General features: G+C 63.1%; 14 protein-coding genes. 3 read left to right on the forward strand and 11 right to left on the reverse strand.

From position 1 onward, the window contains the following. Positions 1-63: 63 nt before the first annotated feature. The 3 genes from ACO076_RS05285 to ACO076_RS05295 all read right to left on the reverse strand — a co-directional run bounded on the left by ACO076_RS05285 (position 64) and on the right by ACO076_RS05295 (position 3191). Positions 64-1257 (reverse strand): quaternary amine ABC transporter ATP-binding protein, encoded by a 1194-nt coding sequence (locus ACO076_RS05285; RefSeq protein ID WP_421725679.1) that lies wholly within the window; start codon positions 1255-1257, stop codon positions 64-66. A 4-nt stretch (positions 1258-1261) separates the two neighbouring features. Next, on the reverse strand, positions 1262-2119 hold the full coding sequence (locus tag ACO076_RS05290; protein WP_421725680.1) for an ABC transporter permease: 858 nt from the start codon (positions 2117-2119) through the stop codon (positions 1262-1264). A gap of 64 nt (positions 2120-2183) precedes the next feature. After that, the gene (locus ACO076_RS05295; RefSeq protein ID WP_421725681.1) at positions 2184-3191 is read right to left on the reverse strand and encodes an ABC transporter substrate-binding protein; all 1008 of its coding nucleotides are present in this window, start codon (positions 3189-3191) and stop codon (positions 2184-2186) included. Positions 3192-3790: 599 nt separating this feature from the next. On the opposite strand from ACO076_RS05295, the gene ACO076_RS05300 reads away from it, so the two are divergent. The 3 genes from ACO076_RS05300 to ACO076_RS05310 all read left to right on the forward strand — a co-directional run bounded on the left by ACO076_RS05300 (position 3791) and on the right by ACO076_RS05310 (position 6282). Continuing rightward, entirely contained in the window at positions 3791-4921 is a 1131-nt protein-coding gene (locus ACO076_RS05300; RefSeq protein ID WP_421725682.1) for a hypothetical protein, read from the forward strand. 28 nt (positions 4922-4949) lie between these two features. Beyond that, positions 4950-5534 carry a protein-S-isoprenylcysteine O-methyltransferase gene (locus tag ACO076_RS05305; protein ID WP_421725683.1) on the forward strand — a complete coding sequence of 195 codons (585 nt, stop codon included), beginning with the start codon at positions 4950-4952 and terminating at the stop codon, positions 5532-5534. Between the two features lie 295 nt (positions 5535-5829). Beyond that, positions 5830-6282: a thioesterase domain-containing protein gene (locus ACO076_RS05310; RefSeq protein WP_421725684.1), complete on the forward strand. Its 453-nt coding sequence runs from the start codon at positions 5830-5832 to the stop codon at positions 6280-6282. 232 nt (positions 6283-6514) lie between these two features. Here ACO076_RS05310 and ACO076_RS05315 read toward each other — a convergent pair whose 3' ends face one another. The 8 genes from ACO076_RS05315 to ACO076_RS05350 form a co-directional block, all read right to left on the reverse strand. Further along, positions 6515-7264, reverse strand: a complete 750-nt coding sequence (locus ACO076_RS05315) for a hypothetical protein (RefSeq protein WP_421725685.1) — start codon at positions 7262-7264, stop codon at positions 6515-6517. A 13-nt stretch (positions 7265-7277) separates the two neighbouring features. Further along, the gene (locus ACO076_RS05320; protein WP_421725686.1) at positions 7278-8264 is read right to left on the reverse strand and encodes a ketopantoate reductase family protein; all 987 of its coding nucleotides are present in this window, start codon (positions 8262-8264) and stop codon (positions 7278-7280) included. A 75-nt stretch (positions 8265-8339) separates the two neighbouring features. Continuing rightward, on the reverse strand, positions 8340-8981 hold the full coding sequence (locus tag ACO076_RS05325) for an NAD(P)-dependent oxidoreductase (protein ID WP_421725687.1): 642 nt from the start codon (positions 8979-8981) through the stop codon (positions 8340-8342). 102 nt (positions 8982-9083) lie between these two features. Beyond that, entirely contained in the window at positions 9084-9566 is a 483-nt protein-coding gene (locus tag ACO076_RS05330; protein WP_421725688.1) for an SgcJ/EcaC family oxidoreductase, read from the reverse strand. Then, positions 9548-10264 carry an SDR family NAD(P)-dependent oxidoreductase gene (locus ACO076_RS05335; protein ID WP_421725689.1) on the reverse strand — a complete coding sequence of 239 codons (717 nt, stop codon included), beginning with the start codon at positions 10262-10264 and terminating at the stop codon, positions 9548-9550. The genes ACO076_RS05330 and ACO076_RS05335 overlap by 19 nt, the downstream gene beginning before the upstream one ends. Positions 10265-10370: 106 nt before the next feature. Further along, positions 10371-11522 carry a M24 family metallopeptidase gene (locus ACO076_RS05340; RefSeq protein ID WP_421725690.1) on the reverse strand — a complete coding sequence of 384 codons (1152 nt, stop codon included), beginning with the start codon at positions 11520-11522 and terminating at the stop codon, positions 10371-10373. Between the two features lie 15 nt (positions 11523-11537). Then, positions 11538-12380: a sugar phosphate isomerase/epimerase family protein gene (locus tag ACO076_RS05345; protein ID WP_421725691.1), complete on the reverse strand. Its 843-nt coding sequence runs from the start codon at positions 12378-12380 to the stop codon at positions 11538-11540. 115 nt (positions 12381-12495) lie between these two features. Next, positions 12496-14214, reverse strand: coding sequence for an extracellular solute-binding protein (locus tag ACO076_RS05350; protein WP_421725692.1), 1719 nt, complete (start codon positions 14212-14214; stop codon positions 12496-12498). Positions 14215-14349: the final 135 nt, after the last annotated feature.

Consider the following 14349-nt stretch of genomic DNA (forward strand, 5'->3'; position numbering starts at 1 on the left):
TTCGAAGCTTTTCGGCTCTTGCTAGCACACGCCGTCAGGCCATGCGACGGCAGCGGCAGCGGACTATTCGGCAGCCGCCCGCTCCTCGGGTGGGGTGAGGATCTCGCCGACGCGGTCCGCCGACAAGATGCCCTCCAGGCCGCCATCGGACCCGATAACTGCAACCGGATACGCGCTCGCCAGCGTTGCCGGCAGTGCCTCGGCCAGCGATGCCTCCGGGCCGATCGACGGAGTGGTGACCGCGATCTGCTCGACCGTCGGCTTATCGTCGTTGGCGATCGCATCGTTGAGGGCGTCCCGGGTGACGACCCCGCGATAGCCGTGCGCGTTGATCACATAGCCGAGATCGGCGCCGCAACTCTGCATCTCGGCAAGCGCCTGCTCGAGGGTCTCATCGGTGAGCCGCAGCGGTGGCGGCTTCATGACGACGTCGACGGTCAGGACGCGCGCCCGGTTCACGTCCTTGACGAAAGCGCGCACATAGGCGTCGGCCGGGTTGAGCAGGATTTCGGCGGGCGTGCCCACCTGAGACAAGGCGCCGTCCTTGAGAATCGCGATTCGGTCGCCAAGCCGAAGGGCCTCGTCGAGGTCATGGGTGATGAAGACGATGGTCTTTTTCAGGCGAGCCTGCAGCTCGATCAGTTGATCCTGCATCTGGCTGCGGATCAGCGGATCGAGGGCGGAAAACGCCTCGTCCATCAGCAGGATTTCCGGATCGGTGCACAGCGCCCGAGCGAGGCCGACGCGCTGCTGCATGCCACCGGAGAGCTGGGATGGGTACTGGTCCTCGTAACCGGCGAGACCCACGGTCGCCACCCACTCCGCCGCCTTCTTCTCGCGTTCGCTGCGCCCTTCTCCGCGCACTTCCAGACCGTAGGCGACATTCTGCAAGACCGTCCGGTGGGGGAACAGGCCGAAGCGCTGAAACACCATGCCGGTCTTCCGGCGGCGAAACCCTTCGAGTTCCCGGATCGACAGCGACAGAATATTCTCGCCGTCGACCAGGATTTCGCCCTCGGTCGGGTCGATCAGCCGATTGAAGTGCCGGATAAGTGTCGACTTGCCCGACCCGGACAGCCCCATCACGACGAAAATCTCGCCCCGCTCGACCGAGAGCGAGACGTCGTAAAGGCCGACCGTGTTGCCGTATTCGGCAAGCACGTCGTCCTTGCTTGCGCCCGCCTTCAGCCGCGCCAGCGCCTGTTCCGGACGCGGTCCGAATACCTTGGTGACGTGTCGGGCTTCGATCAGAGGCACCGGATCAACCCCCAGCGGTCCGGTATGCCTGAAGCCGCCGTCCAAGCGCTTGACTGACGCGATCGAAAACGATGGCGAGGATGACGATCGCTATGCCGCCGAGTAGCCCGGTACCCGGCTCTTGTCGTTGGAGGCCGACCAAAACCGTTTCGCCAAGTCCGCGTGCGCCGATCATGGAGGCGATCACCACCAGGGCCAGCGCCATCATGATCGTTTGATTGATGCCTTGCATGATCGACGGCAGGGCGAGCGGAATTTGCACGCCCTTGAGGATTTGCCACCGGCTGGCACCGAACGCGCGGCTGGCTTCGATCACCTCGTGATCAACGTGACGAATGCCAAGGTCGGTCAGCCGGATTAGGGGCGGAGTCGCGTAGATCACTGTGGCCAGGATTGCCGGGACCTTGCCCAGCCCAAACAGCATCGCCCCCGGGATGAGGTAGACGAAGCTGGGGATCGTCTGCATCAGATCTAGTATGGGGTTCAGCAGACTCTGAACAAACCTGCTCCGGGCTGCCGCGACCCCGAGTGGAATGCCAATAACAATAGCGAGGCAGACCGACACCAGTATGATCGCGAGGGTCTGCATCGCCTGCTCCCACAGGCCAAGATTGCCGATCATCCAGATCAATATCGCCACCGCCACGGTGATGATCCAGCTTCGGCTCGCGGCAAAGGCTACCGCCCCAAAGGCCAATATAATGGCCCAAGGCGGAGCGCCTCTTAGGGTTTGGTCGATTGGAACGAGGACGGTGAGGAGCGCGTTTCCGATTGCCTCGAAGATGTGACCGTGGTTGATGATCAGCCATTCGACGAAGGTGTTAACGGCGTCGGCGATCGGCTTGCCGATATCAATGAACATCGCTCGGATCCTCGTCTGCTGGGCCGGCGTCAGAAACGCCGGCCCTCAGGGTCCGCGGGCTGGGTCAGTTGGCGAGTTTCGCCTTGACCCGATCGGCGACGTCGGCCGACACCCAGCCGGTCCAGTCGTCGTTGTTCTGGAGGAAGTTGACCGCTGCTTCGTCCGAAGTCGCGTCGTTGTCGTGGATATAGGCCAGCGCCGCCGACGTTGCGGCGTTGCTCGATGAATAGGCTTTCAGGAAAGCGGTGAGAAGCGGCGCGGCGTCGGCAAATTCCGCGTTGCCGCCGATGATCACCTTGCTGATCGGGTAAGCCGTCGCTTCGGCCGGAGTCTCAGACTCTAGCATCTCATCCCAGATCGCTTGGTTGAAAGCCGGTTCCTCGAGTTTGGTGAAGTCGTGCTTGCCGAGCAGCCAGGTCGGGCCCCAATAGTAGAACAAAGCCGGACGATCGCGCAGCGCGGCAGCTTCCGCGGCGGCGGCCAAGGCCTCGCCAGTTCCGGGGCGGAAGTTCGTGTAGTCGCCCTCGAGGCCATAGGCGATCAGCTTCTTCGAGTTAATCACCTCGCACTGCCAACCGGCCGGACAGTTGTAGAAGCGTCCTTTGCCGGGCTCCTCGGGATCGGCGAACAATTCGATATGGTCGGCCAAGTCGGCGACCGATTTGAGGTTGGGCGCGACGGCGTTGTCGCCGGAAACAATCGACGTCGGAACGAACCAGCCCTCAGTGGCGTCCGGAAATGTCGTGCCAAGTGCCACGGTCTGTCCGGCAGCTTCGGCATCGACCCACGCCTGAGCCGGGTTCGCGGTCCAAATCTCCATGATGATATCAGCATCGCCGCGTGCCACGCCATTGATCAGCGGAATGGTGTCGCCGGGGATGCTGTCGACGGCGCAGCCGAAACCGTCGCGGACGATCCGGCTGGCGACGGCGGTATGAAACTGAGCCGATCCGTAATTGAGGTCGGCGAAGACGACCGGTCGGTCGATCTCGCATGCGGCCATGTTATCCTGGGCGACAGCGGGCGCGGCGACAAAGACGCCAACGGCTAAAGCGATCGAGTGACGAAACATCAGCGGTTCTCCTGTGAGCCTGAAGCTTACTGGTGGATAGAAACGTCGGGGCACTTCGTTTGTGCCCATCGATTCGACCGAGGCGATCCTAGGCAAGGCCGACGACCTGCAGGCCTTCGGCATTGGGTGGAACCGCTCGGTTCACACCTCCCTGGTATCCACTGGGAGATAGGTCTGGTTGCCTGTCCTGGTCGTTCCCCGTGCCTGATCGGCAACACGGGCAACCATATGAGGTCTTCTGCCGGCAAAGGCGCCATGCAGCTGTGACCCCGGCGAATGTCAGACCGTCGCTGGAGAGCCAGCGAACGGAGACGCGAGGAAAAAATAGCGAGCCAGCACAGAATGTCAAAGCCGGCGAAAACGCTGCTGGCGACATCTCCTGACTTATCGGATCGGTGCAGTGGCTCACTTCCCGGAAACCCAAAGATGCTTCTGGCTTCCGCCTGCGGGTTCGGCTAAATCCAGCGGACTTTGACCGGGGGCCGGAGCAGTCTGTCTTGCCACGCAGGAAATCGACCCGCATCAAGCCGGTTGCAACCCGGCGCGTGTTGCATATCAGCGGCTTTGAACCGGTCCCGACAGCGCTGCTCGAGCGGCGTATGGCTAGCGGTCTCCGCAACTTCGCACCCGTTTGGGGCGCGGCCGCGGCATCGGAGGAGCCTGTCCTCTCGGATGAGGACCGGGTCGTCACCTGGAACGTAACAACCGAAGGCCCCAACTGGACGACGGATTGTCGCTATACGATCCTGCGATGGGACGCGCTGATGGCGCCCTATGTGGATCGGCCCTGGCTCGGCCGCATCCTTCACGGCTACAAGGCGCTCGCCGAGTTCATCTGGACCGGCACCATGCGTCGGTACTTCAAGACAAATTTGCGTTACGGGCTGTTTGCCATCTATCCGCTGTTTCTTCTGGCGGGGTTTGCCATTATCGCGGTCGCCGCGGCGCTGATCGTGGCCGCACTGGGAATCCCGTCGGCGTGGGTGACCGCCCCGCTGGTCGGCTTGATCGTCTTCTTCGTGCTCTTGCGGTTTCTCGGCGCATATTTCTACCTCGACTTCGCCTTGGCGGATTGGGCGTTCGCCGCCGACCTTTGCCGACGCGACGTCCAGGGTCTCGACCCGATCATCGATCGCTTCTCTGAGGTCGTGGTGGAGGCTATGCGCGATCCAAATGCGGACGAGGTACTGCTGTCCGGCGTTAGTCTAGGCGCGGTGATGATGGTCGAGGCACTGGCGCGTGCCTTCACCCGCAACCCGGGTCTCGACAAGGACGCCGGCCATGCGGCGTTTCTGACGGTCGGCTCGTCGATTCTCAAGATCGGCCTTCATCCCGCCGCCGAGGGCCTCCGCGATGCGGTTCACCGGATTGGTGCTGAGCGGTCGCTGCTATGGGTTGAGTATCAGGCGAAGGTGGATCCGATCAATTTCTACAAGACCGATCCCGTGGCGGATCTCGGCAAACGCAAGACCGGTAGCCCGATCGTCAAACTGATCCGAATCCGTGACATGATGACTGCGGCGGGCTATCGCCGGGCGCAGCGAAGTTCGTTACATCTCCACCGGCAATTCGTTAAGCCGAATGCCAAGCGCTACTTCTACGATTTCTATCAGATCGGTTTTGGCCCGTTGCGGCTCTCCGATCGCATTGCTCTCGGCAAGAAGGTTGTCTCCGTCTTCAGGAAAGATGGCAGTGTGAAGATTGCCGGAAGACGCCGGCGGCACCGATAGACAGAAATGTCGCGGGCGAGGAGGAAAGATGAGTCGACTGATAGCGGAATGGATCTGGTTCGTCGGCGGTGTGTTATGGTTCGTCATCCGCTTCCCGCATCAGCGTCGCTCGCGAAAAACCAAAGTCGCCCGCTCGGCGGGCGGCACTCACGATCAGGTTTTGCTTGGCTTTTCGCTGACGGGGTTGGCGATCATCCCGCTGATCTACTTCATCACCGGTGAGCCGAGCTTCGCCGACTACGCCTTCCATCCATGGCTCGGCTGGATTGGCGCCGTATTGATGCTGTGGGCGCTGGTCATGCTGTACGAGACTCATCGCCAACTGGGTCGCAACTGGTCGGTGACCCTCGATACGCGGAAAAAGCACAAGCTTGTCGATACGGGTCTCTACGCCTACGTGCGCCATCCGATGTATACGGGCTTCTGGCTGCTGGCCCTGGCCCAGGCGGCGCTGCTTACCAACTGGATCGCCGGCCTTTCCGGCGTCGTCGGCTGGGGCATTCTCTTCTTCCTGCGGGTTGGGCGGGAGGAGCAACTGATGATCGAAACCTTTGGTGACGACTACCGCGACTATATGCAGCGCACCAAGCGCGTGATCCCCTATCTCTATTGACCGTTTGTCGCTTGCCCGCCATCTTTTTGCGCCAATTGGCCAACGATCGGATTGCGTGATTTCGGAGGACATAATGAGGTGGAGATCGGCTGTCTTCTCGGCGCTCGCAGCTATGGCCATTGGACTCATGGCACCAGCTGTCTCGGCAAACGTTCCATTGCCGACACCGCGTCCGGCGAATGCGCCGCAATCGGCCGCAACAACGGAAGCCACTGTCCCTCAACCACCTCCTGGTGGGTACACAAAAGGGCACGTGATCGTCCTGCGTGGCCTGCACAACATTTGGTCCCGGGGAATGGACGACATCGCCGAGGATCTCGAAGCCCAGGGCGTCGAGGTGATCCTGGCGAACCATGGCCGCTGGCGACGCCTCGCCGACGAAGCGATCGCCGCCTACAAGAAGGACAAAAACACCGCGCCGATCATCATCATCGGCCATTCGCTCGGCGGAGACGCCGCCCTGGTGATGTCCAATTGGATGGTCCACAACGGCGTGCCGGTCCGACTCATCGTGGTGTTCGATGCTGTCGCCCAAACGCACCCGCTCAGGGGCGGAATACAGGAAGTCATCAATTTCTATCGACCCAGGGGTTACGGTCAGGAAGTGAAGGGATCCGAGCGCTTCAACGGAACCATCGACAATATCGATCTGACCGAACGGCCCGGCGTCAATCACCTCAACATGGACAAGGACGAAGGCCTCCAGGCCGAGGTGTTGGCCAAAACGCTGCAAGTCCTCCAGGAATAGGGCAGCGGCAAGACGCGAAGTGGCTGGGCGCGCGGCGTTCGGAGCTAATACCGATCGGCAAGGCGATCCCTGCTCTGAACGGGAACGGGATTCGCAGCATCGTTGCCATCGCTTCCTCGAGACGATCGAGCGCTTGTTTTGCCAGCAAGCGAACCGCCCGGTTGTTCTGAGCGACGCTTTGACCTCGTCGGCGGCACCTCGACCGGGGCGATCATTGGCACGGCGCTGGCGTTCAGCGCCGGCGACCTTCGAGTTTCGCCCGTTCGTCGGCGTCGATCGGCGGCCGGGTGATCGCGTCCACGACCATGGCAAGGACATCGCCGACCGGCCGGGCAGGGGTATCGGCGAGGCTGCCGCCGGTCAGGGGATGATCAGCCAAATCGGGCCACAGTAGCTGGGTCGGGTTGGCGCCGGTCGCGTCGATGTGGGCAACCGGCAGTCCCATCGTCGCCGCCCGCTCGATGAGTTCGGTTGTCCCGCCACGCCCCCCGGACGGGCCGCCGTCCCAGATCGCGACAATCAGATCGGCATTGTCGAGGATGACGAGCCCGACGCTTTCGTAGTCGCGCGGCTCGGTATCGTAGTCGCCAGGCAGGACCAGCGCGGCGGCTGCCTTTCCGAGCAGATCGGCAAAATCGGCCTGCGAGTCAGCGTCCTCAAAGTCCCGTTCGTAGTCATTCGCCGGGAACGGCAGCGCCGCTGCCAGTTTGAGCCCATGCCGCAGCGCCGCGTGAGCCGCCATCCGATCGGCGCCCTCGGCGAGTGCTGAGATCATAGTCAGGGTTGGCGGTCGATCACTGAAGACACCGGCGTGACGTGCAAAGGTGACATCCGCTGCTTGCTTCAGCCCGTCGAGCAGCCGATCCAGTTCGGTTTCAACTGTGGCGCGGGCCGTCTCGGGCAGGCGGTTGGGGCGATGGCCGACGACACCAATCGTTAGGGCGAACGGCGGCTTGGGTGGCGTATCGACGCGTGCAGTCAAGGGTTTGAGCCGCTCAGATCGGCCGTGGTTCCGCCCGCGCGGCCGCCTCGAGGGCGGCCTCGTCTAGGTTCGGGACGTTGCGGCGCTTGTCGGCACGCGCATCGATCGATCGGATCGACAGCGTCACCGCTTCATTGATCGGGCAGGCAATGCCGAGAGCGGCGGCTTCTTTCAGTAGGGCACCGTTCAAAGCCTCGATCTCGGTGCGTCGACCGGTTTCGACATGCTGTAGCATCGACGGTCGATTGTACCTTTCCCAGGCGTGATCGAGAACGGCGGCTCGTGGGTTCGGCTCGGACAACGTGATTCCCTTGGCAGCTGTCACCGCCAGAATTTCGTCGAGCAGGCGTTCGAGTAGTTGTCTCGCCGATGGCGTGCGGACGATTTCCCCGGCCCGAAGCCCGGTGAGGGCGCTGACCGGGTTGATGGCGGCGTTGAGGACGAACTTCATCCAGACATGGCCGAGGACGTTGTCGGAGACTTCGATCGGTAGGCCAGCGTCCGCGAACAGGGCGGCGACTTCGTCGATACGCCTCGTCCGATGACCGTCGAGCTCGCCGATCACGGTTTCGCCGGTGTTGGAATGGAGCACATGACCGGGTTCTAGCCGCGCCGCGCTGTTATAGGTGCTGCCGGCGACGACACGTTCGGCGCCCAGAGTTTCGCTAAGCGCCTCGATATTGCCGATGCCATTTTGGAGGGTCAGTGCGAAGCCATCGGGCCCAAGACACCCCACCACCAGCAGTACCACATCGGCGGTCGCCGCGCTGTCGACAAGCATCAGTGCGACATCGGCGGCGTCGATCACCGTAGCGTCGGTCGTTGCTGCAAGCCGTACTGTCGAATCCCTGTCGGGTGTCGCAAAGCGCAGCCCGTTCGCAGCGATCGCCGCGATGTGATCCGCATCCTTATCGAACAGGATTACGTCCACGCCGGCCTTGGCGAAATGGGCGCCGAAAGTGCACCCCATCGCACCGGCCCCGATCACCGCTATCCGCATGGACTTCCCCGTGCCCGCTTGTTTCGACGGGGCAGACAAAACCCGCCGGCGCTAACCCGTCAAGCCCGCCCGCTGTCACGATGTCAGGACAACCGCCGTCTTCCGATAGTCATTGCTCCCGATCTGTCCGACCAGGAATTCGGCCACATCCGCACGGGAAACAGTCCCCCAGCGCCAAGTCTCCGGCGCGACCAGTGCGTGGACCTGATGGGATGCCGGGCCGTTGGTGAGGATCACCGGTCGGACGATCGTCCAATCAAGTGCGCTGTTTCGGATCAATGATTCCTGGATCGATTTGTCGTCATAGGCCGCACCAAGGAGGAGCCGGAACGGGATACGCTCCAGGCAGCCGATGGCCGAGGCGCTGTCGCCGGCGCCGAACCCGGTCACCGTGATCAGGCGTTCGATGCCGGCGGCCTCCATCGCCGGGACCAGAATCCGGGTCGCGTCGGAAAACAGCCGGATCGGCTCCAACAGCCGTTGTGGTCCGATGGCGATGCCCAGGGTCTGGACCACGGCATCGACGCGGTCGAGCGCCGCCGCTATGTCGGCCGGGTTCAGGGCATCGCCGTTGATTCGTTCCAGGGCCGGGTGCTCGATTGCAATGCGATCCGCCGAGCGGGAGAAAGCGCGAACAGCAAGCCCCTCGGCGAGCGCGACGCGCACGGTTTCGAGCCCGATCCCGCTGCTCGCCCCGATCACCAGAATTCGTGTCATCCGCTACTCATCACGTTCGTCGTCCGCTGCCAAGGATATGGGGCGATGGTGGGCCGAAGTCACCCGGAATCGCGGTCGATATCAGGCCGGTGCTGGGTGGGATTATCGATATCGCGTTGGCCCGAATGCGCCGGCGCTGGCGATGTTGGTGTCGGCGCCGTCAATTCGGTCCGTATTCTGTGCACTGACGATGACGAAGCCTGAATCCCGCCTTTCCGCGACTAGGCTGATCACCGCCATGCGATCGTCCGCGATTTCATCATTCGGTCCGGTCTGGCCGGTGAGGATCGACACAGTGTGAACGACATGAATGTCGGGGGTCAGTTCGCGGATCTTCAGTTCAGTGATATCGAGGTGCGCGTTGGCAAAGATCCGGTCGAAATCATAGGCGTGCGCCTTGCGAATCGCCCGCCGGCTCCGCCACCAGAGCCCGACGACATTCACGAAATCAGCATCATCGGCGAAAAGCTCGCCGATGCCATCGGCATCATGAGCATTCCAGCGGTCGAAAAAAGCGCGGGCGACCGCTTCACCACTTTGGTAGCGAACCCGGTCCATTCGAACGGCTAGAATTTCTCCACCCATGGCCTGAGGTCGAGCTCCTGCGTCCAGGCGCTGCGGTGCTGGGTGTGCAGGTCCCAATAGGTCTCGGCAATCGCGGCCGGGTTCAGCGACTTGTCCGGCGCGTCGACATTGTTCGACAGGGCGCCGACATTCTCGCCGATGCCACCGTCGATGATGATGTGGGCCACGTGGATGCCTCTCGGTCCAAGTTCGCGCGCCATGCTCTGGGCCAGCGCCCGCAAACCGAACTTGGACATGGCGAAGGCGGCGAAGTTCGCGCTGCCTCGCAGACCCGCCGTCGCGCCGGTGAACAGAATGGAGCCGCCGTTGTCCGCCGCAAGAATCGCCCGGGCCGCCGCCTGGCCGACCAGGAAGCCGCCGAAGGTCCCGATTCGCCAGCAGCGTTCGACGTCATCGGGGTTAAGGTCGGCGATTCCACCCATCGTGAACGCGCCGGCATTGAAGGCCACCAGGGACGGATGACCAAAATCGGCCTCGACCATGCCGAACAGCGCGACGACCGATCCGGCGTCGGACACGTCGCAGGCGTAGGCTCTCGCCTTGGTCGTCAGGTTCCGTTCGGCAAGCAGGCCGTTCACCTTCTCGGCGTTCCGTGCCGCCGCGGCGACCTTCATCCCTTCGGCCGCGAACTTCTCGACCAGTGCAATGCCCAGCCCCGGCCCGACACCGGCGACGACAGCGACGTTTTGGTCTGCCATGGGATTCTCCTTCTCCGTGCCCCGTTTCGGCATGGAGATAGGACTCTGGCCCTCTGATACCAGCAGGTATATCCAGCGGTGGTGAGGCGGTACGGCGTGCGGGCGCTCAGCCGGCGCGGTTCCAGCCGCGGCCCTGGTCGCCCAGGCCTTCCCAGCCGTCGTCGGTCACAAGAACGGTGTCCTCGAGCTTGATGAAGCCGCGTTCCGGATGCTGCATAGTGGTTTCTATGGAGAGCACCATACCGGCTTCGAGTGGCCGGTCGGCGTCGTCGCCGGGATAGGGAACGGGACCATCCCCCATCAGGCGCGGCGCCTCATGGCTGACCAGGCCCATCCCGTGCGCGACGAAGCTGGTATGGTTGCGCGACGGTGCTGCCGCGTGTGCCGCCTGACCGGCAGCAATGACGTCTCCACCGGGCGCACCTGACTTGATCGGCGCGCGCGCCGCCATCTGGATAGCGTCGATTTCGGCGAGCAAATCCGCAAGCTGTGCATCCGGCTCACCGAGAATGGCCATGCGACAGAGATCGCCAATATAGCCGCGATAGTTGCCGCCGGAATCGAGCGACGCGATGTCGCCGTCCTGCCAAATCTCGCCTGAGGGGGCGCGGTTGAGGCTGGTCCCGACCGTAGCGAGGCAATAATCGAATCCGAGACCGCGGCGCGTCTCCTCGACCCGAAGCGCCTCGACCAGATCGCGCTTGACCGCGCCCGGCCCATGACTTCCGAGCACGGACAGCATGGCGGCTACCACCTGCTCGGACGCATTGCGCAATAGGGCTATCTCCTCGGGCGTCTTCACAGCGCGCAGGCGCTCCAGGGCAACCACAGCGTCTTCAAACCGGCTGGCGGGGAACGCGTCGGTCAGCGTGGTGTAGGCATCGGCGGGCAGGAACCCGGTCTCCACCCCGATCACGGCCGGCGCCGACCCGAGGCTGTTGATATGGGCGATAGCACGCTCAGTGACGTCCCGCGTGCCCCAGAACTGGGTCGCGGTGGTGTCCGGCCAGAGGTCGGCGCCGGATTCCATCGCGTTGCCGAGATACGCTGCCTTGTCTGGGCGGCCCTTGGGATAAACGAGTAGCGGCAGGTAGCGGCTGAGGCCGATGGCGTCCATGGCATCGAAGAAGAAGAAGCGATAGCCGCCCAGCAGATACTGGATGTTGTGTTTCGATGAGGCGATCAGGACATCGATCCCGTCGTCCTCCATCAAACGATCAAGTTTGCCGGAATCGAACGGCAGCGAATTTGAACTCAACGATGCCTCCCTCGGCTAGTTGGGTCGCACGCCTGCATCGGATAACAGGGTCGCCGTCGATGTAAATGCTTCGCCGACCCATTCGCGCATCTGGTCCGGATTGATCGGGAACTCCAGTTCCAGCGAGGCGGTCCCCTCGAACCCGGTATCGCGGATCGCCGAGAGATACTCGTTGAAGGGCGTGTTGCCGCGACCAGGCGGCAGATCGCCGTGGTTTACGCCATCGCAGTCCGAGATATGGACATGCGAGATGCGCCCCGCGAATCGGGCCATATCCTTCGGCGGGATCCGCATCAGCCACATATGCGAGATGTCGATGGTCGCTTTAACGTTGTCGAGACCCACGTCGTCCAGGCACCGCTCCATCGAATCCACCGAGTTGATGAAAGCGAACTCGAACGGCAACAGTTCGATCGCCACTTCGAGGCCCTTCTCCGCCGCGCGCTGACCAACCTGTCGAGTGGCGTCGATCAAAAGTTCCCATTCGCCCTCGGGCGGCAGCAGTCGCTTTTGGAACATATATTCGCCCGGAACAAAACAGATGTTCCTGGCTGTCTTGAAGTCCGCCGCCAGATCGACCACCGCCTTGGCGCGCCGGATGTGGAAGTCGCGGACCGAAGGATTGAAGTCGGTGAGACCGAGGCAGGTGCAGACCAGCGAGATCACTGGCAGACCGGTCGCCTCGGCGCGGGCCAGATAGTCGGCACGCTCCTCGGCAGTCATCGCCTCAGGGTCGAAACCGACGAAGTAGTCGAGGCTGTCGAAGCCGATCCGTTCGGATTCCCTTAGGCCTTCGAGGCCTTCGTATTTCGATCCGAACCATGCCGAATCGATGACACCGAGGTTCCAGTTTGCCATCGGTCCGCATCCCTCCCCATCCGGGTCCGTCCGCCGACGGCCGGTTGTCATTCTGTTTGTTGGACGTTGTCAGCATTCGGCGACGCCGGCTCCGACGTCGCAACGCGAAAAATATTCACCCTGAACATATCCGACTCGGCTTCGAGGCGATCGTCAGTGTCTCGTTCATCGCATCGGCAACCCGGCGCTGGGCGTCCGCCAGCGCCGTCGGGCGGGTCTTGTCACCGCGCAGCATGGCGTGAATCTCCTCGCCTACGATCGCTACGATCGCCGAGAACTGAGCGACCGGCGGGCGGGGCCACAGACGGACCTGCCCGGCCTTAGCCATCTCATCCACGGCGGCGATCATTGGAGAGAGACGCCGGACTTCCGGATCGGCGGCAACGCTGAACCGAGGCGTGACGTAGCCGCCCTGCCGCACCAGCGCCTTGATCACTTCCGCCGACGCCAGCCATTCGATTGCCCGCCATGCCGTCTGCACCTGCGCCGGCGCGACGTTGGCGGGGATCCCGAGCGCAAATCCGCCGATCGGCGCGAGGGTCTTGCGCCTGCGCCCGTCGTGGCCGGTAACGCCGACCGGATGGGGCAGGAAGCCGAGATCGCGAACTTGCTTGGCCCGATGGAGCTGCGACGCGCGGCTTGCCCACTCGTAGGCCATGGCGACACGGCCCTCGCGCAGCATGCCGACCTGATCGCCCCACGAGAGGTCGAGAACGTCCGGCGGCGAAACCTTGAGCAGGGCTTGCATGAAGCGGGCTGTGGCGTGGCCGCGTGGCGTGTCGATCATCGGCTTGAGCCCGGCCACCGCAACGTTGGCCGTCTTGAACCCGTCAATGGCTCGCTCGAGATTGAGAACGGGTTGGCCGAAGTCGGCGAGGAACTGGATGAACGCTTGACCGACCGGGCCGCTTTCTCCGCCGGTCCACGAAACACCATAGAAGCCGCGAGACGGCGCGTGGAGGGCACGCCCGGCTGCAAGAAGCTCCGCCGTCGTGGTCGGCGGCGCGATGCCGGCGCGTTCGAGGACGTCTTTGCGGAAGAACAGGATCTCGGGATTGATCAGGATCGGCACTGCGTACTGCACAGTGTTGACCAACGTGCTCCGCCACGCGGCGGAGTAAAAATCGTCGCGGGTGATCGTGTCCTCGCCCTCCATCGCGTCAAGCGGCAGCAGTGCGTCGACGGCGACGAACTCTCCGACGAGTGGCAGATCGACGGCGATGATGTCGTACTTCGATCGCTTGCGTTGGGCGTTGCGCAGTCCTTCCCGACGCAGCCCCTCGATTGTCGCGTCGTGAAAGCGGACACGACCGCCCATCAGATAGGATAGTTCCCGCTTCAGCCCCTTCGACACAGCGTAAGCTGGATCGCGGGGCAGCAGGATGTCGAGACCCCTGCCGGCTCCGAGTGTCTCGCCGGCTGTGGCCGGCGGCGGAATGATCCGCGCGCGGCGCTGGTCCGCAGAGCCGGATAGTGGCGTTGGCGCGTGGGCAAGGATCGCCTCGGCGCGGGTGGCGTAGTCGAGCATGTGGGCGATCAGCTTGGCACTCGGGTGGACAGAATAGGTGCGTCCGGTCGGCGTGCGCGGCCGAAACACCAGATAGCCGCCATCGCGCATCGCTTTCACCCGTCGCGTCGCCGTTGTGTACGGAATCCGGGCAGCGCGGGCGAGGCTGGTGGGTGTCACCAGCATGCCCTTCAGATGCCGTCCGATGAGGAACAGGGCCATGTTCATGAACGCGTCGGGCTCGGACTCGACAAAGCACTCGGTGGTCAACCGTTCCAGACGCTCAAGTAGCGCCACGGTGTCGGAGAACTGGCTTCTCGCGGTCACGGGCCTTTCCTCGGGCTCCTTCGAAGCGGCAGGATGCTGGGGCCAGTCTACGGTCTACAACCCGCAAAACGGATCAGAGCTGATGTTCAGAATGAATATTTATCCCATGTACAATCCCGCGTGCGTTCATCGACG

Source organism: Bauldia sp. (assembly GCF_965232525.1).
Taxonomy (GTDB): domain Bacteria; phylum Pseudomonadota; class Alphaproteobacteria; order Rhizobiales; family Kaistiaceae; genus Bauldia.